This is a genomic window from Pseudoalteromonas sp. P1-13-1a, assembly GCF_001401875.1.
In the GTDB taxonomy this organism is placed as follows: Bacteria; Pseudomonadota; Gammaproteobacteria; order Enterobacterales; family Alteromonadaceae; genus Pseudoalteromonas.
Window position 1 is genome coordinate 11,930 of sequence record NZ_LKDV01000026.1, and the last position, 22,438, is coordinate 34,367.

The window sequence follows — 22,438 nt, forward strand, 5'->3', positions numbered from 1 at the left end:
AATTACTTATTTTCTAAGTAGTTTTTAAAGTCTCTTCTAGCGTTTGTGTATTTACAACCTGGTTCACACTGCCCTGAATAACCACTGTCGCTGATATTTTATCTTGAATGGCTTGCCTGTTTGGGTCCCAATATACTTGTAAAAAGCCTAATAAGCCCGTGGCAAAACCAGCGCCGTAACCGCCGTATCGGCCAAAGCAATCAAGCATACCTAACGGCTCACCGCTTAGTGCTACTACGCGGATATTACATACTTTTTTACCTGGTGTTTGTCCGCGCCATAATAACGAGAACAACGTAAAATAAACGGCGGCCCAACCAAAGCCAAGGCCTAGGTCTTGAATAATGCCTTTGCCCCACTGCAAAATGCTGGTGACAGGTTTGGTTTTCTCGCTTTTAGTGTCTGCTTTTTCAGTGATATTGCTTTTATGAGTTATTTCGCCCGAAATACTCTTTAGCTCTGTCTCATTATTTTTAAAATCATCTGCCGCAACGGGCTCATCATCAGATATGGCCATTAAGTGCAATAATGTGCGCGTAACTTCAATCCCTCCTACGTTTTGCATTTCAGCAAGCGCTGGCAATTGGCCAACTAAATTAGCACGAGCAACGCTTTGGCAAACATCATCGCAGTTTTTATTGTCGTCTGTTTGCGTTAAATAGGTGCGTATTATTGCTTTATCATGCACGCTTAGCTCATCGTTTTGCTGTGCTTTTTCTATTTGAGATGTTTGTATAGCGGTATCGCCTTCAAAAAAATCTATCGCTAATGAGAGCACGGTGAGTGCGCTTACAAATAAAAAGCTCGCTGCAAAAAGTTTTAGGGCTCTGCGCCAAAACGATGACATTTTTGGCAGGTATTGCTGCGCAGTGCCTTTATAAAAAGCCATGGCAGCCACAAAGGCAATTAAAGTGGCGCTTAGCTTAGCGGCCATAAATATCAAAGTGACATCAATAGTCATCGCCATTGCACGTTTGCCTGGGCTCGCTAATGGAATACCTAATAACGCTTGGTCAATTTTAAAGGCATATGGGGTGATCACGTCTTTGGTTTCAGAGTCTGATAACGCGAGTTGCTCTATCTCTTTGGTTTTCATTTTTATTTTTATGTTTTTAAAGTGGGTAAGCTATTTAACTTACGCGCTTTTTATTTTTATATCAATCCGCTTAATTAAGTGATCTATTTTGCAGATTGGTATTAGCTCAAGTTAAAAGTATTGATTTACCGGCATAAAAAAAGGGCTGCATACATGCAGCCCTTAAAATACTTTATTTATAAATAATTAAGCGGTTGGGTAATCGGTATAGCCTTGCTCTGCGCCACCAAACAAGGTGTCGGGGCTGTGGCTATTTAGCGGTTTACCTTGCTCGAAACGTGCTGGTAAATCTGGGTTAGACACAAACGGGCGGCCAAAGCCAATCATGTCGGCCCAGCCTTGTGCTAGGGCTTCATCGGCGCGCTCTTTGGTGTATTTACCTGCATAAATTAATACCCCGCTGTACGCTTTACGAATAGCCTGTTTAAACTCCACACTCATTAAAGGGGCGTCATCCCAGTCGGCTTCAGCAATATGCATATAACCTACGCCAGCATCATTTAGTGCGTGTGCCACGGCCAAATATGTTTGCTCTGGGTTATCGTCAACCGTGCCGTTAAGCGTGGTAAGTGGCGCAAGCCTTACACCTACTTTTTGACTGCCAATTGCATCACTTACTGCATTGACTACTTCAACTAAAAAGCGCAAACGGTTTTGTACACTGCCACCATATTCATCAGTACGCGCATTTGATTGCGAGTCTAAAAATTGGTTAATTAAATAGCCATTAGCGGCGTGTAGCTCTATGCCGTCAAAGCCTGCGTCTACTGCATTTATGGCCGCTTGGCGAAATTCGCCTATTACGTGTGTAATATCTTGCTTGCTCATCTCACGCGGTAACTGAGTATCTACAAAGCCAGGCTCGCCGTTAGTATCTACAAATACTTTTACGCCTTTTGCTGCAATGGCCGATGCTGATATTGGCTGCACGCCCCCTGTGTTATCGCTGTGTGTTACTCGCCCTACATGCCAAAGCTGAGCAAACATAACGCCACCAGCGTTATGTACTTTATTAGTTACTTTACTCCAGCCTGCTACTTGCTCGTTTGAATAAATACCCGGTGTCCAAGCGTAACCTTTGCCAAGTTTACTAATTTGTGTGCCTTCGCTAACTATTAACCCAGCACTTGCGCGTTGTGCGTAGTAAGTGGCCATTAAATCGTTTGCTATATCGCCGGGCTGCGTGGAGCGCGAGCGTGTCATTGGTGGCATAACAATGCGGTTTTTTAACGTTTTACCTGCAAGTTCTATTGGTGAAAAAAGTAATGTCATAATGCCTCCTAAGTTTGATGGCGCTCATAGTAACGCGTTTGAATAAATTCAAAAACAACAAAAAATGCAAAATAGTTTTGTCGAATTTGCAATAAAAAACGAACGGTTACTAATCCTCCAAAATTATATCTATTTCCTTACAAGTACCTAGTAAAACTACATTCATTAAAAAAGCATACTACGGCTAGAATATTTAATTGATACAATATAACATACCAATAAATACATATTAGTAAGTAAAATTAAATGATAAATAAACTGCCCGTCACAGTGTTATCAGGCTTTTTAGGCGCTGGTAAAACAACCGTTCTTAGCCACATTCTTAACAACCGCCAAGCTAAAAAAGTGGCTGTTATAGTTAACGATATGAGCGACATAAACATAGATGCCGCCACTATTAAAAACGATATATCGCTCAGTCACAGCGATGAAAAACTCGTAGAGATGAGTAATGGCTGTATTTGCTGCACGCTGCGTGAAGATTTACTGTTAGAGGTAAGCAAACTTGCAAAAGAAGGTCGTTTTGATCATCTCGTTATTGAGTCAACCGGTATTTCTGAGCCACTGCCTGTTGCCGAAACATTTACCTTTGCTGATGAAAATGGCGTATCGCTAGGAGATATTGCCACTCTTGATACTATGGTAACGGTGGTTGATGCGGTTAATTTTTTAACTGATTACGAGCAAGCTAACGACTTACAAGATACAGGTGAATCCCTTGGTGAAGAGGACGAGCGAAGCGTTACCGATCTACTTATTGACCAAGTTGAATTTGCCGATGTAATTTTAATAAGTAAAACCGACTTAGTCACCAAAGCACAATTAAATAAACTCACAGCTATTTTAAACACACTCAATACCCAAGCTGAAATCATCCCTATATCAGCTGGAAAAGTTGATATTAATAAAGTAATTAACACCGGCCTTTTTGACTTTGAACGCGCAAAACAAGCCCCTGGCTGGCTTAAAGAAATGCGCGGTGAGCACATCCCTGAGACTGAAGAATACGGTATTAGCAGCTTTAATTACATTGCCCATCGCCCGTTTGACCCTGAAAAGTTTTATACGTTTTTGCACGGTACTGAGCAATTTGGCAAGCTCATTCGCTCTAAAGGCTACTTTTGGCTTGCCACACGCCCGCTATTTTGCGGCCAGTGGAACCAAGCAGGCGGCATTGCCCACTATGGGTTTGCAGGCATGTTTTATAAAGCCATCCCTAAAAAAGACTGGCCAACCGATCCTGAGCTACTTGCCGATATAAACAGCAAATGGGTAGAACCCTTTGGCGATATGCGCCAAGAGCTGGTGTTTATTGGTCAATCATTAAATAAGCAAGCCATGATTAAAGCGCTAGATGACTGCCTACTGCCTGAAGATGCCGTACTTAAAGGTAAAGATTTTTGGAGAACCTACAACGATCCGTTTCCAATTTGGGAGGAATTATAATGAACGCCCTAGCTCCTTTATCAGCGCAAGTAAAACCCACCGAACCACTACATAGACGTGCAGCTATAAATAGTGATGCCAACGTGCTACCGCAAATTTATAACGAAAATATCAACATTGCGGTTTGGCAAAGAAACCTCGAAAGCACATTAACAGAGGCGGTTAATACGCTCATAAATACAAATGCATTAAAACCACTTGAACTTGCACTATCGCCCGATAATGCGTTTGATCAATTAATTAAAGCGCTAAAGCCAACAGAACAAAATTACAATGAAGCTAAAGCGCTATGTGAAGATATAGCCCTACTCATTGAAATGTTTTGCTGCTTGTTTGATTTAAAACGTGCGGGTTTAAGGCTAAAAGTGTTAAACAACCCCATGTGCCCGCGTTTTCATGTAGACAAAATTCCATGCCGACTAGTAGCAACTTATCAAGGGGTTGCAACGCAGTGGCTAAATCACAGCGATGTAGACCGCTCAAAATTGGGGGCTGGTAATTTAGGTAAGCCCGATGAAGAGTCTGGCTTATTTACATCAACCAGCCATATTAATCAGCTAAATCAAGGCGATATTGCCCTACTTAAAGGTGAATACTGGGACGAAAACGAAGGCGCAGGCTTAGTGCACCGTTCACCACCGGTCGCTGCAAACGAGCAACGCTTATTGCTCACCCTCGATTTTATTTAAAATTTGCTTCGGTGATAAACTAGTGCGCGTTTATCACCCTGGTGATTACATCATACAAGCCTTGCGTATTAACCGGTTTAGAAACAAAGTCATCCATACCTACGCTTAAACAACGCTGCTTATCATCTTCGTAGGCATTAGCAGTAATCGCCACAATAGGGACATGAGCTTTAGTGTTTACCTCATTAGCCCTAATCGTTTGGGTACATTCGTAGCCATCCATATTAGGCATTTGGCAATCCATTAAAATTAAATCAAATCGGTTGCCTTCAAGTACTTTCAGCGCTTCTATACCGTCGGTTGCCATTACTAAGTTTGCCTTAGTGGGCTCTAACATTTTTGCAATTACTTGACGATTTATGGGGTTATCTTCAACTAATAATAGTGTTTTATCGTTCAAATTTGGCAGCGACTGTTGTTGTTTAACGGGCTTTGGTTTGTTTGACTGTGCTTTAGGTGCACTCACGTAAAACTTGAGTATGCTGCCTTTGCCAGGCTCGCTATTAAGGGTAATTTCACCCTGCATTTTTTTTATTAACCCTTGGCTAATCGCTAACCCTAATCCTGTACCGCCATATTTACGTGCAACACCTACATCTGCTTGTGTAAACTCGCTAAATAACAGCGCTTGTTGATCTTTTTCAATACCAATACCGCTATCGGCTACACTTACTAAAAGTTGCCCATTTTCATAATCAAACGATAAACGCACAAAACCGCGCTCAGTAAACTTATACGCATTAGAGAGCAAATTAATAATCACTTGGTTTAAGCGAAGATCATCTACTTTTACGCAATCTGGCAGTCTGTCACTTTGCTCAACAATAAACTCGACTTGATCCGAACTTACAATAGGCGAAAACAACGATTTTATATTGGCAATAAACGGCGCAAGATTAGTAGCCCGCGGGCTTATTTCCATTGCGTTGGCTTCTATTTTAGAAAAATCTAAAATGTCGTTTAAAATTTTCAGTAAATTTTGTGCACTTTTTTGCTGTGTATTTAACAGCTCACGTTGCTCATCAGTTAATGAATTATCGCGCAGTAACACCTCTCCCATGCCCAAAATACCATTCATAGGCGTACGCAACTCGTGGCTCATGTTCGCTAAAAACTGCGATTTAGCTACATTGGCTAAATTAGCCCTATTCACCGCTTTTTTAAGCTCTGTAGTTTGCTCAGTTACTTTGCTTTCTAGCTGCTGATTAAATTCGCTAAGTTGAGTATTTAATCCTTGGTTTCTGGTATTAGATGCTTGCAGGTTTTCTATTGAACGCTGGAGAGCGTTGGCCAATAGTTCAAATTGCTGCTGCAATTGTAATACTTCATGCCAACTGGAGTCTGTATTAAACGTGTGCGTTTTGGTTTTACTAAAACTTTGCATTAACGTAGTTAAACTAGTAATTGGCTGAACTAATAAATTAGCAAGTTGGTGTATAAAAATAACCACTAAAATCATCAGTATCGCACTTAGCAAAATGGTAGGAAGCCACGCTTTTGCCACCGCCATACTTAAATGTTTACGGTTGTAAAAGGTAATAACTTGCCAATTGTTTTGCGAGTCAATATACCGAGAACTATGGTACACCTCGTTTTTAGTTGAACGAAATAAGTTTTTATCACCTAAATTACTGGTGTTAAAGCCTTGTTCGCTAAAATGGCTCAGTATTTTAAATTCATCAAGCGAGCTAAATACCACCTTTTGATGCGCATCTAGCACCACTAAGTCGCCCGTGTACTCAAATAAGTTGGGTATAAATCGCTCCAAGCGATCTAGCTTTAAAGACCCTTCTACTACACCATAAAACGTGTTGTTACGATAAATAGGCGCAGAGAGCGCTACAATAGCCTCATTACCTAGGCCGCGCCCTTGAAACACACCACTGGTGTAACCAAGTGGATGGTCCTGCGCTTGAGTAAAATATGCTCTGTCTTTAACGCTGCGCTGCGCAAGGCTAAGCCCTTTAATTAAATCGTTAGGCGAACTAAGCTCTACAAAGCCATCGGGGTTTGCATACAAGCTGGTGGTAAAACCTGGGAATAAAAACATGAGTCGCTCAAGCTGCATCTTGCTGGGGGTCCCTGCCCCTATGGCATCGCTACTCATAACAATGGCGTTTCTATGAAATGCTAAATAATCATTTAATTGCGTGCTAATAGACTCGGCTTTTTCTTCTAGTTGTGCGTTTACTTCATACTCTAAGCGCGCATGGTGGTCGTTAACTAAAATAACACTGGTTAGCAATACCACTAAAATAATAATGACACTAACCACATAGCTTAAAATTTTTGCCAGTGGCCGCCCCTGATACGCACGGCTAGCGTAAGGTACAAATACGCTAAATAAATCAACCACTGCTAAGCTTATTAGCGCATTAATTAAGTACTTTGATATGGCGACTATGAGCGTTAACCAAGCTAAGCCAATAACAAATTGGCCTATAACCCATACAAAGGGTAAACCTATACATAACCAAAATACGCTGCCCAGAGGAAGGATAGGTTTAGAGCGGCGTAAACAAAAAACATAAAGCCAACAAAGCTCGAGTAAATACACAATACTCGGCCAACAATGGCCCCACCTATAAAGTAAAAAGCCAGAAACAATGGCAAGGCTTAAGCACGCGTAACGCAGTCCAGTAAATACCAAGCTGCATAAAACAAACAATTGCCCAAACAAAAATTCGGAGCTGTCGAAAAAATACAATGGCGAGAGATTTACTAACCCGCCTAATAACCCTAATAAAACAGCGAGTGTCCACTTACTTCTTTGTGGCATTAATTAACCTTGGGGCACTTTGTTAACACTTTACATGTTAAAATTAATGTAATTTTTACATTATTACGTACAAGACAAAGGTTGTCTAGCTGCAATAAATCAGGAACAGGTAAACATTACACCCTATAAAAAACAAACAACCTTAGGTAGCAAAATTATTTAAAAGAAAAGGTGTGCAATTAGCCGGCAACACATAGGTAGGTTATTTAGCGCTTATAAACACCATCAAAAAGCGTGTTATATGTTTTTACACTTACTCTTGTTATGACTTCCACTTAAATTTAACTTAATATCTTTAAGCAGAGGTTTAGCATTCGCGATTGCTAAATAGGCATTAGCTAATGTTTCTGGTCCTGCACAATAGTCTACATCGAGAATCACCGTTGAAACATTTACTGACTGTAATTTATCCTCTAGCTCAGAAAAAGTGAGTTTCGCGTTGGAGTTGCTAGTTAAATAATTTGATTCTTTTACATAAATAGTGATTGTTTCATCTGCTAGTGCGGTAAACGGCAAGAATAAAAACAATGTGATTGTAAAAATGATCCGCATAAAGCCTCCGTGGTGTACTACGCCTAAAAGCACTAAGCAACAATTGGATTTGTGATACTATAAAAGCCGTTGCAATTGGTAAATAAGCTAAAATGCTTTACTACCCAAAAGTAGGAGAAAAATGAAACACAGAGTAACAACAAAAACACTTTTAATACTTTAAGTAAAATAAACAACTCACCGATTACTTATGTTTATAACGTTCTGTCAAACAGCTTATTATGTGTTTAATTCACTCATTCTACTTTTTATACTTTCTGTATTTATATGCTTTTTAATATAGGGCCACTGTTTTAAACTTGCTTGAAGTGATGAAATAAACCCAATGACTAAACCAAGTAAAGATGAGCACGCAACAACCACAATTGTGCTGATTTCCTTGTTTTCGCCGAGTTGAAGTAAAATTAGTATTACAAGAGCTAACATAAGCCATAAGGCTGGGTTAAACCAAGCACGCATACATAAAGGTGGTCTATCATTTTCTATTTTAGTTAACCAACTTTGGAGAATTAATTTTTCTTTATTCATTAACTAGCCTCAAAAAAACACCCAACAACTTTGTCTCGACATTTGTCGTTTTATAAATTGAAAAATGTTCATATATAATAATGCATTAATCTTAGCTCTCGAATAAGTACCTGTAAATAATAAGTTAATACAGATTCAAAAGTTACTGATGTAGGAATACCCCCAAATGAAGAAGCAGTAATATTAGATAAACAACAATCGTAATGCTTAATATTTAACGGTGTTAGTAATAGATAATTTAAAAAGGAATGTATTTTCACCCAAATGAGGAATTTGGGTGGCAGTCTTACCAGCCACATCTCGGCACACACGTCACAAACTGTGGCTGCTCCCTTCCGGGCCTGACCAGGTTCGCCTGCTAGTGTTGCGAGAGGACCAATAAGACTACCATTGAGGGCCTTGGTTGGCGCGGGAAGGATTATCTCTACTTTTGGAGTGTTATTCAAGGGATAATCAAAAAAGAAAGTGCGATTGCATACTTCATATACAATCGCGGTTAAAAACAGCCTTTAATGCCTATTAATTACGCTCTAACTCGGCTTTAATTTTACGCAGTGCTGCTTTTACTTTTTTCATGTTTTCTGGGCCCATACGTAATAGCTGTTTTTGTGCAGCCGGTAATTGCTCCCATTCAGAAAACGCATACTGATAAGTAACCGAGTCACGCAGTAGCGGTAACTCGCCTTCTGGCTCCGGTGTATCGAGTAATAACTCAATAGCATCTTCTAGGGTTTGATTAAATTCATCATCGCCGTAACCAATTTCACTGTACGCGCTGTTGATTAATGGCTTGTATTGCTCGTACATGCGCACAGCTTGGGCGGCGCTCATGCTCGTAAATACTTTTACATACGGGGTGTAGCGCTCGTAGCTATTAGGGTCAATAGTTAAAATATCTCCTTCGTTCACGCTAAATTCTTCTTCTGGCTTAACTACGGGCGTATGCTTTTTAGCAATTTTGCCTTTGGCAATGTTATCTATAAATACAACACCACGGCGAATTACATCGTCGGTGACCATTAGGCTCATTACAGAGTCGCTTAGGTATTCATCCATTTTAGCAACCACTACGGTGTCGCTTTCATCAAGGGTTGGTAATGGCTCAACTTCAGGCTCTGGCTCAGCAGGACGCTGCGCTGGAACTGCAAGTTCAGCTGGTTTTTCTGGCTTTACCGAAGGCGCTTCAACCACAGGATCGTTTTCAGGTTTAAGCTCCATTACCGGTTGCTCTTTAGGTGTTTGCTCTACCTCTGTACGAGTTTGCGGCTCATCAGTGGGCGACAGCAAAACGAACGCAGCGGCACACACTAAAATGATTAGAATAATAACGGCGAATAAAAAATTGTTTTTAGGCGGACGTTTTTGAACATCTGACGCTTCTGGTTTATCTGACATACAAACTCCATAAATTTAAATGCATATTATACCAATCCGCAATAATACTTAATCATTTTGCGGGGCTAAACGTGTCACTACCTGCGTTAAAAAATTCTCATTTAGAACAACTAAATAGCAAATTTTTTGCCTAGCTATCAACACGTTTTTCCAGCCTCAAAATAGATCACTTAATTAAGCGAATTGGTATTACTCAGAGTACCCTGAGTGGAAAAAATTCACTATTGGTAATCACTATTACTTTTAATATAGGCTTTAGTATATAAACCTACACTTACTAATTAGAACAACCAGCCATAGTAACTCAGTTATTCTTTGATTCTTCTAGCTTAAAGACTTAAAGTTGATAAATAAAGAAAAGACGTTAAGCAGTTCAAGCATCACTATGAAAATCCAGCAAGTTGACCCACATAAACCTAAAATAGCCCTATTACTTACAGGTGGTGGCGCTCGCGCTGCTTATCAAGTAGGCGTACTCAAAGCGCTTGCCCATAGTATGCCCCGCACCGCACCATTGCCCTTTAGAATTATTAACGGCACTTCTGCAGGCGCGATCAATTCTGCAGCTTTAGCCTGCTATGCCTCGTGTGCGCATTTGGCGGTACGCAAGCTTGAGTCGGTATGGAAGAACTTTTCAACGTCTATGGTCTACAAAAGCGACTTTTTAAGTGTATTTGGCCATATCGCACGCAATATATTAACCAGTTTTCAGTCTGAGCACATAAACCATCCACCTGGCAGTTTGCTAAATAACCGCCCTTTACGTGGTTTATTAAACGAAATTTTAGACCTGCACCGCATTGAACGGAATTTACACCGCAATTATTTAGAAGCGATTTCTATTACGGCTTCAAGCTATACAACCGGTGACTCCGTTGCGTTTTTTCAGTCAAACACTAATAAGCCCTGGCAACGCGCTAAGCGAGAAGGGCGCCCAATGCGCATTAATGTTGAGCATTTAATGGCATCAAGTGCTATTCCTATGGTGTTTCCAAGTGTGAATGTGTTTAACCATTATTTTGGCGATGGCTCTATTCACCAACTTTCACCACTCAGCCCATCTATTCACTTGGGCGCCGAAAAAATATTTATTATTGGTGTAGACCAGCCAAAAGAGTCTCACCCTGCAGGGTATTCGCCCCACTACCCTGGGCTTTCTGCTGTGGCTGGCCATTTACTCGATAGTGTATTTAGCGACACCATGCAAGCCGACCTTGAGCGCCTTGAGCGTGTAAATCGTACTTTGGGCCTGCTTCCGGCGCGCGACAAACATCAAGAGCTAAAACAAATAGAAACCTGTATTATTAACCCATCAAAAAACTTTAACGATATTGCCGCGCAATACTACAGCGATATGCCGTGGGCTATTAAGTTGCTGCTGCGAACAATTGGTGTGAAAAAACACTCGCAATCAAGTTTAACTAGCTATTTATTATTCGAAAAACGCTACACTCAGCACCTTATTCAAATTGGCTACGAAGATGGCATGAAAAAGCTCCCTGAAATACGCCAATTTTTAGAGCTAGACTAAAGCAGTTGTTTTATTCAAGCCCATCAAGAAGGTAATGCTCTACTCGCTCTACCCGCCTTGGTTTACCTTGCAGTACCAGTACATCGTTTGCGCACAATGTGGTGTTGGTTGAGGGGTCGTCTATTTCTTGGCCTTCTCGGCGCAAAGCTTTTACGGTCACGCGGCGTTTAGATAAGTTAAGCTCGTCTATTGTTTTATCCACCGCATAGGCTTGATCCGGCAACGCAACTACGTGTAAGTATTCTAAGCGCTCAGAGGAGGTTTCTTCGCTGTCTTTAAAATAGCCGGCGTAAAAACTTTGCATAAGCGGGTAGCGATTACGGCGCTCTTTACTCACACGGCGCACAATGCGTGTCATCGGGACACCCGACATGGACAACACATGGGAAACCAACATTAAGCTTGCCTCTAGCGACTCAGGTACCACCTCAGTAACACCGAGCTCTTTTAAGTTGTTTAATTGGCTGTCGTCGCGGGTTCTTATTAGTATTTTAACGTTTGGCGCCAGTTGCTTTATGGCATCTATAACCACGTGTGCGTGCTCAAGTTCTGTAAAGGTGATAATCACTAAGCGTGCTCGCTCTACCCCTGCGCACTTTAAAATATCTTTTTGTTTTACATAGCCAAATATTACCGGCTCACCTGCAGCTTTGCCCTCTTGTACCAAAATAGGGTTACTTTCTATGGCAACGTAATCTATGGCTTCGGGTTTTAAAAATCGCGCTATAGTTTGTCCTACGCGTGAAAAGCCGCAAATAACCACATGATCGTTATATAAAGTGCTACTTTTAGGCTCGCTTTCCCTCGCCATACTGGGGTGATCTAAAATGCCTAATTGCTTTAAAATAAGTGGGGTTTTATCAATTAAAAATGGGGTTAGTGCCATCGAAAGCACCCCTAAGGCAATTAAAAATGAGGCTTGCTCTGAATTTAATAACGCATGCTGACTTGCCAAAGCAATAAGCACAAAGCCAAATTCACCCATTTGCCACAGCATAATGCCGCACGCCAGCGAGTCTTGATTGCGCTCATGCATTAATCGGGCACTTAAAGCCAGCACGGTAATTTTTAATATTAATAAACCAAATAACGCACCGATAATTACTACCCCGTGCGAAAGCACAAATAAAATGTCGAGCTGCATTCCCACAGTGACAAAAAACAGCCCCATTAATATATCGCGAAAGGGTCTTATATCGGCCTCTAGCTGATGGCGGTAATGGCTCTCTCCTAGCATCATGCCGGCTAAAAATGCCCCAAGCGCCATAGATAAACCAAACATGTAAGTTAAAAAGCCGGCAAATAACGCCACCAAAATAGTAGTAAGTACAAACAGCTCATCGGTTCGTACCTGCGCTATTTCTTTAAATACTTTAGGCAACACCCATTTACCAATCGCCCACAGTAATAAGCACACAAACGCGCCTTTTGTTAGCGCAAATGCCAGCGCCCAACTAATACTTTGCGAGTCGCTTGAGGCAAACAATGGCAAAATAATAAGTAAGGGTACAACGGCAATATCTTGAAACAGCAATACGCCCACCGCCAGCTGGCCACGACGCTGATTTAGCTCGCCTGTTTCTTTTAATAATTTTACTACCACAGCAGTTGAAGAAAGCGCCATAATTGTGCCAATGGTAAAACTGGTGAGTAAGGAAAAATCTAAGCAATATAAAATAATAATGAAGAGCAAGCTGGTCACACCAACTTGTAACGAGCCCAGACCAAACACAATATTGCGCATAGCCATTAGCCGCGATATAGAAAATTCGAGCCCTAAACTAAACAGTAAAAATACGATGCCCAGCTCAGCAATAAACTCTATTTCGTGAGATTGAGTAAGCCAGCCAATGCCATGGCTACCGGCTAAAACACCCGTTGCTAAATACGCTAAAATAGGCGGCAAGCCAAGGCGCTTAAAAAACCATACAAAAAGTACCGCCGCCACTAATAAGCCAAAAATTTGAGCGTTTATACTTTGCAAACTCGGCCTCCAGCGTCAATAAAACTAGGAAATGAGCCTTAAATATAGCAACCATATGTTTATCAAGCAATTTTAAAATATGGCATAAAAATAGCTTGGTTATTGCAAAGTAACACCCTGGGGGAAGATTTTAATGGAAAATGTCCATATTTTGACACAACGCGTGTCTGGCCGCGGCGATTTTTTGCCGTTTTCGGCAGAACAAACACACACAAACGAAACAGCGGCAACGCACGATTTAGTAACTGAACTGCAAACAAGCCTTGTAATAGAAGATGTATTGGCTATATATGCAAAATTTGCCAAACAACTACTTAACTTTTCAGGGCTGCAGTTTCAATCAACGCTCGGTACTGCACAAACCTCAGACAGTAACATCAATGCTAGCCCATACTCTTACGATTTAGCTATTGGTCGTGAGCATTTAGGGCAGCTAATTTACTTTAGCCAATACCCTATTAGTAAGGCAATTGAAGCTAAATTACGTGCCTTGCACAGCGCCCTTGTATACCCACTGCGTAACGCAATGATGTATAGCCGAGTGTTAAAGCTTGCTACAAAAGATGCGCTCACCGGATTAAATAACCGCAGTCAATTTAATGACATTTTATCGCAAAAGCTCGAAAACTGTCGCCGTTACCAACGCCCTTTTAGTTTAATGCTGCTTGATTTAGATAACTTTAAACAAGTAAATGACAATTATGGCCACAAAGTAGGTGACGATGTATTGAAAGAGTTTTCGCAGGTACTTTGCAGTAGCATACGTGGCACCGACTCTGTGTTTAGATTTGGTGGCGATGAGTTTTCTTTAATTATTGAAGACCCCGAATTCACTACAAATAAAGTGATTGCTGAGCGCATAATGCACTTAGTCAGAAACTCAAGCTTAATGGCTAAATACAAAGTAACCACCAGCATTGGCTTTACCCTAGCCAATAGCCAAGATTGCGAAACAGAGATATTCGCTCGTGCAGACAAAGGCTTATACAAAGCCAAAGCATCAGGACGTAACTGCGCTAAAGCCTATTAATATTTACGTAGCTGAATTAATAAAAAAGCCTAGCTTCCCCCGCTAGGCTTTTTTATTGCAAAAAACTTCATTCTAAAACGTTGCACTCATAGCTAAAGCCTTACAAATTAGGTTTATTTATATCAGCTGGTTTAACTAATTTATAAATAAGCAATGCTGCACAAAAGCCAAAAAAGAAGCCACTCACTAAATTTAATAATGCCGCAATACTTGCAAGCGGTGTTAATAATACTAATACCAGTGGAATACTCACCCCTAAAATAAAAAATAACCCGCCTTTGCCTAGCCAATAAGCAAGTAATAAAACGGCCGAAACGATGCCGCCGGTTACAGCATAACCAAGCGTAATAATATTTAGCTCTAGCAATACATTGGCTATAACGGCAACTAACGCTGTTATTACCATGCCTATAGGTGCTTTATTAACTAACGATAAGCCTACATGTGGCTGTTGACTCATTTATTTACACTCCCAAAAAATACCATTTTCGTCTTTATGCTTTTCACTTACAAAATATCCCACTACTTGTACAAGTTCATCGTTATAAAATATTAACGGCACACGCCCTCTTAGCCATGGGGCTACTTTTGCATCTTTAAACCAATGTTTAAGCGTATTGCTGCCGGGTTTATTTACTGGCCTTATACGCACACTATTGCAATTAAAACGCACTATTACTTGTTCATTAGGTAATGGGGCTCGCAGGCCTTTGCCTTGTTGCTTTATTAATACGCGCCCATCATTAAGTAAAAGCTCATTACCTGTTAGCGCTTCATCAGCTAAGGGTATGTGTGGTGTTACAAAATACAAAAAACCTTGATGGCGACGTATTTGCCCCTCACTTAAATCAACTTGCATTTGCGCATCAGCCTGCGCATTTATGGCTTGATTAATTATTTGCAAAAGCTGCTTTTGTGAGGGCATGACTTGGGTAAATAAGCTAAGCCAAGCACGCACTACATTAGTTATACGCACATCGCTGTATGTGGTTATTTGGCTAACACTCAATGCTTGTTGGGCGTTTATACTTTGTTTTAAGTCAAGCTCAGTGTATTCATCAAGTAGCGCTTGTTGTTGCTGTAGTAACTCAATGCTACGCCCTGCACAGTGCTCAAACCCTCTAAAACGCTTTGCAAGTAAAGGCACTACACGTGCACGCAAAAAATTACGATCAAATCGCTCATCTGTATTTGAGTCATCTATAATATGCGTAATATTAAACTCTGTGGCAAAGTGCTCTATATCACTGCGCGTAATACTTAAAAGCGGCCTGTAGCATATTCGCCCGCTTGGTAATTCACGCAATTTTTGCATTGCGCCTAACCCTTTTAAACCAGAGCCGCGCTTTAAACGCAGTAAAAATGTTTCTATTTGATCGTTTAAATGCTGCCCTAGCAAAATAACACTGCCCACGGGGCTTAGCTCATCAAGTGCTTTGTAACGTGCCTCTCGAGCTTGCGCTTCAAGACTTGTTCGTGCTTGTGGGTTGATTGTTACATGCGCGGCATTAAACGGAACATTTAGCTCAGTACATACGTTTTGGCAAAAGCGCTGCCAGTCATTAGCGTACTGGCTTAAACCATGATTAACATAAATCGCGTTTACGTTTAACGTTGGTATTTCCTGCTTTAGTAAATGCATTACATGAAGCAACACCACCGAATCCACACCACCCGAAAGCGCCACCGTAAAGTTATACTGCTGGTGCTTAAAAAAATGCTCAAGGGCCTGTTTAACGTGCTGATAAATGGGTGAAGCTTGCATGGATACGCTTTAAATTTAATGTTTGCAGTATTTTAAAACAAAAAAGCCGCATAAGCGGCCTTTTTTAATAATAAATGCAATGATTAGCTAATTAGCAGTAACCAAACGACATTAAACGTTTGTAGCGTTGCTCTAGCATCTCTTCAAGCGATAGCGCTTGTAAGTCTGCAAGGTCGCGCTTTAAACGTGTTTTTAAGTTACGTGCCATAGCATCGTAATTGCGGTGTGCACCGCCTAAAGGCTCTTCAACTAAGTTGTTAATTAAATCAAGCTCTTTAACACGCTCTGCTGTAACACCCATGGCTTCTGCAGCTAGTGGTGCTTTGTCTGCGCTTTTCCATAAAATTGAGGCACAGCCTTCTGGCGAAATTACTGAGTACGTGCTGTATTGCAACATGTTTACTCTGTCGCCAACACCAATGGCTAATGCCCCCCCTGAGCCGCCTTCGCCAATAACCGTACAAATCGTGGGTACTTTAAGTGCCGCCATTACTTTTAGGTTACGTGCAATTGCCTCAGACTGACCGCGCTCTTCAGCGCCAACGCCTGGGTATGCCCCTGGCGTGTCGATAAAGGTCATAATTGGCATTTTAAAACGCTCAGCCATTTCCATTAAACGTAAGGCCTTGCGGTAGCCTTCTGGTTTTGGCATACCAAAGTTACGTTTAATTTTTTCAGCTGTATCGCGACCTTTTTGCTGGCCAATAACCATAACTGGCTCGCCATCTAAACGCGCTACACCGCCTAAAATAGCCGGATCGTTTGCAAAAGTACGATCGCCTGCCAACTCGTCAAATTCCGTGAAAATGCGCTCGATATAATCTCGAGTGTAAGGACGCAACGGATGACGCGCTAACTGCGATACTTGCCAAGCGCCTAAATTTGAGAATATTTCCTCTTTTTGCTTAGCGCTTTTTTCTTTTAGTTTGCTGACTTCCTCTTCTAACTCAAGGTCTAATTCGCCAGCGCGGCTTATGCTTTGTAATTCTTCAATTTTTGCTTCTAATTCTGCAATCGGAAGCTCAAAATCAAGATAATTGAGGCTCATGCTCTAAACTACCTAATCAGTTAAATTCTAGTTCTACATCTTGTGCCGCCATAAGTGATAACTTGTGAATTAAGTCGTCGCTGGGCGTAACACACCATTCGATCCCTAGGGTTAATTGGGCCAACGCATCGGGGCGCTGGTAATAAACCTTGATCGGACACGTTCCCATTTTATAAGGTTCGAGTACTTTTTGTAATTTATCGAAGAAACCTGCCTCGATTTGCACCATGTTCAGCGTCATTTTAATCGCTTTGAGGCGTTTTTCACGCGCTTGAGCAATGGTGTTTATTTCTCTGGCGGTCATTGTAATGCCACCGGAGAAGTTATCAAAGCTGACCTGTCCAGATATTACCAAGATATTGTTTACTTGAAGCATTTCTTGGTACATTTCGAACTGTTCAGGAAACAAGCGTACATCAATACGGGCGCTCTTGTCATCTAAAGTTATTAAGCCCCAACGATTTCCTTTTTTATTAATTAAGGTCCGCGCTGAAATGACTAACCCCGCCGCCGTAGAGAGTACATCACGATTAGTTGGCTGTAAATCCACCAGCTTACCGCTGGTGTAATGTCTAAGCTCGCGCCGATACTGATTTATCGGATGCCCTGTTAAATAAAGGCCTAGGGTGTCTTTTTCGCCATCAAGCCACTGGTTATCGGTAAGCGGCGTGGCTTTTATAAAGGCTTGTTCAACTTCATCAGGCTCGGTAGCCAGTAAGCCAAATAAATCGCTTTGCCCAAGTTGCTCAGCTTTGTTGTGCTGATCGGCTGCGCGCATGGCATCTTTTAAACTTGCCAGTAATGTTGCGCGCCCTGCTTGAGTTTTCTCTGGCCCTAGTTGGTCAAGTGCACCGGCGTAAATTAATTTTTCGGTTACCCGTTTATTTAAGCGTTTTAAATCTACACGGGCACAAAAATCAAATAAGTCTTTAAACGGGCCGCCTTTTGCGCGCGCTTCTAAAATGGCCTCTACCGGCGCTTCACCTACACCTTTAATAGCACCAATACCGTAAACAATTTCACCTTTGAGGTTAACCGTAAACTTAAATTCTCCGGCGTTTACATCAGGCGGTAATAAGGTGAGCTTCATGTTTTCGCATTCATCCACCAAGATCACTATTTTGTCGGTGTTATCCATATCGGCCGACATTACCGCAGCCATAAATTCTGCCGGATGGTGCGTTTTCATCCACAGCGTTTGGTACGATACCAGTGCATACGCTGCCGAGTGAGATTTATTAAAACCATAACCGGCGAATTTTTCTACCAGGTCGAAAATTTTAATTGCCAGTTCGCCGTCTATACCATTATTGCGAGCGCCTTCTTCAAAGGTTGAACGCTGCTTAGCCATTTCTTCGGGTTTTTTCTTACCCATTGCACGACGTAGCATATCGGCGCCACCAAGCGTATAACCTGCAAGTACCTGGGCAATTTGCATTACTTGTTCTTGGTACAAAATAATGCCGTAAGTAGGCTCAAGTATGGGCTTTAAGCTTTCGTGTTGATATTGGGCATCGGGGTAAGAAATTTCTTCTCGGCCAAGCTTACGGTCAATGAAGTTATCTACCATGCCTGATTGCAGCGGGCCTGGGCGGAACAAGGCTACCAATGCAATCATATCTTCAAAACAATCGGGCTTTAATCGGCGTACGAGGTCTTTCATGCCGCGCGATTCTAGCTGGAATACCGCGGTTGTTTCGGCGCGCAGCAATAGCTCTATACTTTTTTTATCATCCAGTGGAATGGTGTTTATATCAACGGGGTCTTTACCTTCGCGCTTCATTCGCTCGTTGGTCATATCTACCGCCCATTGTAAAATGGTCAGTGTACGTAAGCCCAAGAAATCGAACTTTACCAGCCCCGCTGTTTCTACGTCGTTTTTATCAAACTGGGTAACCGGAAACTTACCTTCGTCATCGCAATAAAGTGCAGCAAAGTCGGTAATGGTCGTCGGCGATATTACAACACCACCGGCGTGTTTACCGGCATTACGTGTACACCCTTCAAGGATGCGACACATGTCGATTAAATCTTTTACCTCTGAGTCGCCATCGTAGGCTTCTTGCAAACGCGGCTCTACTTCAAACGCTTTGGCAAGGGTCATCCCCGGATCGCCTGGGATCAATTTAGAAATGCGATCAACAAACCCATAAGGGTGGCCAAGTACACGGCCTACATCACGTATTACTGCTTTTGCGGCCATCGTACCAAAGGTAATAATTTGTGATACCGCGTCCCGCCCATACAATGCCGATACGTGGTCAATTACCTCATCACGCCTATCCATACAAAAGTCGACATCGAAATCGGGCATTGATACACGTTCAGGGTTTAAGAATCGCTCAAAGAGTAAGTCAAATTCCAGCGGATCTAGGTCGGTTATTTTAAGGGCATACGCCACTAATGAACCGGCACCCGAACCACGCCCTGGCCCCACTGGAATATTGTTATCTTTACTCCACTGAATAAACTCCATTACGATTAAGAAGTAGCCTGGGAAACCCATTTGGTTAATTACATCTAGCTCTACTTTTAAGCGAGCGTCGTATTCGCCCCGTTTTTCTTGTCGCTCTTGTTCATCAGGGAATAAAAACTGTAGGCGCTCTTCAAGGCCGTCTTGTGAAACTTTAACCAAAAAGTCTTCAATTTTTAACGAGCCTGTGGGGTAATCAGGCAAAAAGTACGTGCCTAATTGCACCGTTACGTTACAGCGTTTAGCTATTTCTACCGTGTTTTGCAGTGCTTCAGGAATGTCGCTAAATAGTTCCGCCATTTGCTCAGGCGTTTTTAAATATTGCTCTTGTGAAAAGCGCTTAGGGCGGCGTTTGTCATCAAGGGTGTAGCCATCAAAAATAGCCACGCGAATTTCGTGCGCTTCAAAGTTCTCAGGTTTTAAAAATACCACTTCGTTGGTAGCAACAACTGGCAGCTGCTCTTTGTGTGCCAGCTCTACCGCCATATGCAGGTAGTCTTCTTCAAGTGGGCGGTCGGTACGGATAAGCTCTAAATAGTAATGATCGCTAAAATGCTGCTTATAAAAGCTCACTACAGATTCAATAACGCCTGGGTTATTTTTTAATAAGGCTTTACCTAAGTCACCATCTTTTGCGCCTGAGAGAATAATAAGCCCTTCTTTGTGCTTAATTAGCCATTCTCGGTCAATCACTGGGCGATGAAATATATGCCCGCGTTGATACGCTTCGGATATTAATAAGGTAATATTTTTATAACCGTCGTTGTCTTTAGCTAGCAACGTAATGCGACAAGGCTCGTCTGGAAATTCTGGGCTGCGCAGCCAAAAATCAGCGCCGACAATCGGTTTAATGCCTGCACTGTGCGTGGCACCATAAAATCGTACCAAACCACAAAAGTTCATTTGATCTGTAATTGCCAGCGCTGGCATTTCGAGCTCCTGCGCTTTAGCAACAATAGGTTTTGTTTTAGCTAGGCCGTCGACCATCGAAAAGTCTGAATGAACGCGTAAATGTACAAAATCTGGAGCGGCCATTATTTATGCCTCTCCTTTTGCTTGCATTAACACACGTTGTACCGGCTTAAAGCTTTTACGGTGCTCATTTATAGCACCGTATTGCTCAAGCGCTGCAAAATGCGCTTTAGTTGGGTACCCTTTATGCCCTGCAAACCCGTATTGCGGGTAACGTTTGTCAAGCTCGAGCATTTCCTCATCACGCGCTACTTTAGCTAAAATAGAGGCTGCTGAAATCTCGGCTACTAAGCTGTCGCCTTTCACAACAGCCTGAGCAGGCATTACTAATTTAGGCAAACGGTTACCATCTACAAATACAAACTCTGGTTGTGTGCTTAGCCCTTCAACTGCGCGCGTCATTGCAAGCATCGTTGCGTGTAAAATATTTAGCTCGTCAATTTCAGTTGGGCTGCAACGACCAATAGCGTAGCACAGGGCTTTTTGTTTTATTTCTATAGCCAGTGCTTGGCGTTTTTTATCGGTAAGCTTTTTAGAGTCAGCTAAACCTGCAATCGGGTTGGCTGGGTCAAGTATTACCGCAGCGGTAACAACATCGCCGACAAGTGGGCCACGCCCTACTTCATCTACTCCGGCAACAAAGGTTACGTTAGGTCGTTCAATTTGCATTTATTAACTCCGCCACAGCTTTGGCTGCTTGTTTGCTGGCATCTAATCTAATTTGTTCGTGAATAGCTAAAAAACGTGCCTTTAGTTCTTTATTATCAGTATTTAGCATAGGTGTAAGTGCGCTTGTTAAATTAGCCACATTGCATTCACTTTGTAAAAACTCCGGCACGAGCTCTTCATCGGCTAATAAGTTTGGCAGCGAAAAATATTTAATGTTAAAGGTAAATAAAGTTTTAAAAATCCAATAGCTCATTGGCTTAATTTTATAACCTACAACCATAGGCTTTTTATATAACATGCCTTCAAGTGTGGCGGTGCCCGATGCAAGTAATATGGCATCTGCCGCTTGCATGGCTAGTTTTGACTGCCCATCAAGTAGGTTTACATTTAAGTTTGGCGCTGTGGCATTTAAAATATCACTAAATTGCGCTTTGCGTTTTTCATTTACCAATGGCACCACAATTTTAAGACTTGGGTTTTGCGCTTGTAACTGCGCTGCTGTTTTTATGTAGGTTTCGCTTAATAAACCCACTTCAGAGCCGCGGCTACCTGGCAGTAATGCCAGTACTTTGTCATCAAGGCTTAGGCCTAGTTCTGCACGCGCTTGGCTATCGTCATGCTCAAGTGCTATATCGTCAGCTAAGGTGTGCCCAACAAATGTGCACGGTACTTGGTGCTTATCGTAAAATTCTTTTTCAAACGGTAGCAAAGCAAGCACTAAGTTAGTAGCAGCACTTATCGTATGAATTCGCTTTTCACGCCATGCCCACACTGATGGGCTTACGTATTGAATGGTTTTAATGCCTGCATCTTTTAAAGGCTTTTCTACGCGTAAATTAAAATCGGGCGCATCAATGCCGATAAATACATCGGGTGGGTTATCAACAAAATGTTGTACTAACTGTTTGCGTATTTTAAGTAAACGCGGCAATCGGCCTAATACTTCAACCAGCCCCATTACAGAGAGCTCGTCCATGTCGTAAAGGGTTTTACAGCCTTGCGCCTGCATTTTGGGCCCTGCAATGCCTTCAAAAATAGCATCAGGAAAGTGCATTTTTAGTGCTTTAATTAGGCCTTCGCCTAAAATATCGCCCGACAGCTCACCGGCCACAATACCAATACGTAGTTGTTTTTTCTCTTTATTCATTCGACTTTGTTTATCAGGCGTTCATAGCGGTTAGTTTACCGTGTTTTAGAGTTTGATTAAAC

17 protein-coding genes and 1 other RNA gene are annotated in these 22,438 nt (G+C 41.9%); 4 read left to right on the forward strand and 14 right to left on the reverse strand.

Annotated elements, in window-relative coordinates:
* Positions 1–13 precede the first annotated feature (13 nt).
* Positions 14–1,096 (reverse strand): RDD family protein, encoded by a 1,083-nt coding sequence (locus AN391_RS14915; protein ID WP_055016137.1) that lies wholly within the window; start codon positions 1,094–1,096, stop codon positions 14–16.
* 186 nt (positions 1,097–1,282) lie between these two features.
* Positions 1,283–2,368, reverse strand: coding sequence for an alkene reductase (locus AN391_RS14920; protein ID WP_055016138.1), 1,086 nt, complete (start codon positions 2,366–2,368; stop codon positions 1,283–1,285).
* A 246-nt stretch (positions 2,369–2,614) separates the two neighbouring features.
* Here AN391_RS14920 and zigA point away from each other — a divergent pair, with 246 nt between their 5' ends.
* Entirely contained in the window at positions 2,615–3,814 is a 1,200-nt protein-coding gene (zigA, locus tag AN391_RS14925) for a zinc metallochaperone GTPase ZigA (RefSeq protein WP_055016139.1), read from the forward strand.
* Positions 3,814–4,503: a DUF1826 domain-containing protein gene (locus AN391_RS14930; protein WP_055016140.1), complete on the forward strand. Its 690-nt coding sequence runs from the start codon at positions 3,814–3,816 to the stop codon at positions 4,501–4,503. Before zigA ends, AN391_RS14930 begins: the two co-directional genes overlap by 1 nt.
* Positions 4,504–4,522: 19 nt before the next feature.
* Here the strand turns inward: AN391_RS14930 and AN391_RS14935 are convergent, their stop codons facing one another.
* From AN391_RS14935 to AN391_RS14950, 5 genes are all read right to left on the reverse strand, one after another.
* Positions 4,523–7,282 carry a response regulator gene (locus AN391_RS14935; protein WP_055016141.1) on the reverse strand — a complete coding sequence of 920 codons (2,760 nt, stop codon included), beginning with the start codon at positions 7,280–7,282 and terminating at the stop codon, positions 4,523–4,525.
* Positions 7,283–7,519: 237 nt separating this feature from the next.
* Positions 7,520–7,834 carry a hypothetical protein gene (locus tag AN391_RS14940; protein ID WP_055016142.1) on the reverse strand — a complete coding sequence of 105 codons (315 nt, stop codon included), beginning with the start codon at positions 7,832–7,834 and terminating at the stop codon, positions 7,520–7,522.
* Between the two features lie 219 nt (positions 7,835–8,053).
* Positions 8,054–8,362: a hypothetical protein gene (locus tag AN391_RS14945; protein WP_055016143.1), complete on the reverse strand. Its 309-nt coding sequence runs from the start codon at positions 8,360–8,362 to the stop codon at positions 8,054–8,056.
* Positions 8,363–8,646: 284 nt separating this feature from the next.
* Positions 8,647–8,743: signal recognition particle sRNA small type (gene ffs, locus AN391_RS20430), an RNA gene on the reverse strand.
* Positions 8,744–8,881: 138 nt separating this feature from the next.
* Positions 8,882–9,757: a DUF3014 domain-containing protein gene (locus tag AN391_RS14950; protein WP_055016144.1), complete on the reverse strand. Its 876-nt coding sequence runs from the start codon at positions 9,755–9,757 to the stop codon at positions 8,882–8,884.
* Positions 9,758–10,142: 385 nt separating this feature from the next.
* On the opposite strand from AN391_RS14950, the gene AN391_RS14955 reads away from it, so the two are divergent.
* A complete protein-coding gene (locus AN391_RS14955) occupies positions 10,143–11,288 on the forward strand; it encodes a patatin-like phospholipase family protein (protein WP_055016145.1) in 1,146 nt (381 codons plus the stop codon).
* A gap of 10 nt (positions 11,289–11,298) precedes the next feature.
* Here AN391_RS14955 and AN391_RS14960 read toward each other — a convergent pair whose 3' ends face one another.
* The gene (locus tag AN391_RS14960) at positions 11,299–13,272 is read right to left on the reverse strand and encodes a monovalent cation:proton antiporter-2 (CPA2) family protein (RefSeq protein WP_055016146.1); all 1,974 of its coding nucleotides are present in this window, start codon (positions 13,270–13,272) and stop codon (positions 11,299–11,301) included.
* A 133-nt stretch (positions 13,273–13,405) separates the two neighbouring features.
* On the opposite strand from AN391_RS14960, the gene AN391_RS14965 reads away from it, so the two are divergent.
* Positions 13,406–14,302 (forward strand): GGDEF domain-containing protein, encoded by an 897-nt coding sequence (locus AN391_RS14965; protein ID WP_055016147.1) that lies wholly within the window; start codon positions 13,406–13,408, stop codon positions 14,300–14,302.
* A gap of 100 nt (positions 14,303–14,402) precedes the next feature.
* Here AN391_RS14965 and AN391_RS14970 read toward each other — a convergent pair whose 3' ends face one another.
* From AN391_RS14970 to lpxB, 6 genes are all read right to left on the reverse strand, one after another.
* Positions 14,403–14,762: a hypothetical protein gene (locus AN391_RS14970; RefSeq protein WP_055016148.1), complete on the reverse strand. Its 360-nt coding sequence runs from the start codon at positions 14,760–14,762 to the stop codon at positions 14,403–14,405.
* Positions 14,763–16,067: a tRNA lysidine(34) synthetase TilS gene (gene tilS, locus AN391_RS14975; protein WP_055016149.1), complete on the reverse strand. Its 1,305-nt coding sequence runs from the start codon at positions 16,065–16,067 to the stop codon at positions 14,763–14,765.
* Positions 16,068–16,158: 91 nt separating this feature from the next.
* A complete protein-coding gene (gene accA, locus AN391_RS14980) occupies positions 16,159–17,115 on the reverse strand; it encodes an acetyl-CoA carboxylase carboxyl transferase subunit alpha (RefSeq protein WP_055016150.1) in 957 nt (318 codons plus the stop codon).
* A 16-nt stretch (positions 17,116–17,131) separates the two neighbouring features.
* Positions 17,132–20,623 (reverse strand): DNA polymerase III subunit alpha, encoded by a 3,492-nt coding sequence (dnaE, locus tag AN391_RS14985; protein ID WP_055016151.1) that lies wholly within the window; start codon positions 20,621–20,623, stop codon positions 17,132–17,134.
* A 3-nt stretch (positions 20,624–20,626) separates the two neighbouring features.
* The gene (rnhB, locus tag AN391_RS14990) at positions 20,627–21,229 is read right to left on the reverse strand and encodes a ribonuclease HII (RefSeq protein ID WP_055016152.1); all 603 of its coding nucleotides are present in this window, start codon (positions 21,227–21,229) and stop codon (positions 20,627–20,629) included.
* The gene (gene lpxB / locus AN391_RS14995) at positions 21,219–22,376 is read right to left on the reverse strand and encodes a lipid-A-disaccharide synthase (RefSeq protein ID WP_055016153.1); all 1,158 of its coding nucleotides are present in this window, start codon (positions 22,374–22,376) and stop codon (positions 21,219–21,221) included. Before lpxB ends, rnhB begins: the two co-directional genes overlap by 11 nt.
* Positions 22,377–22,438: the final 62 nt, after the last annotated feature.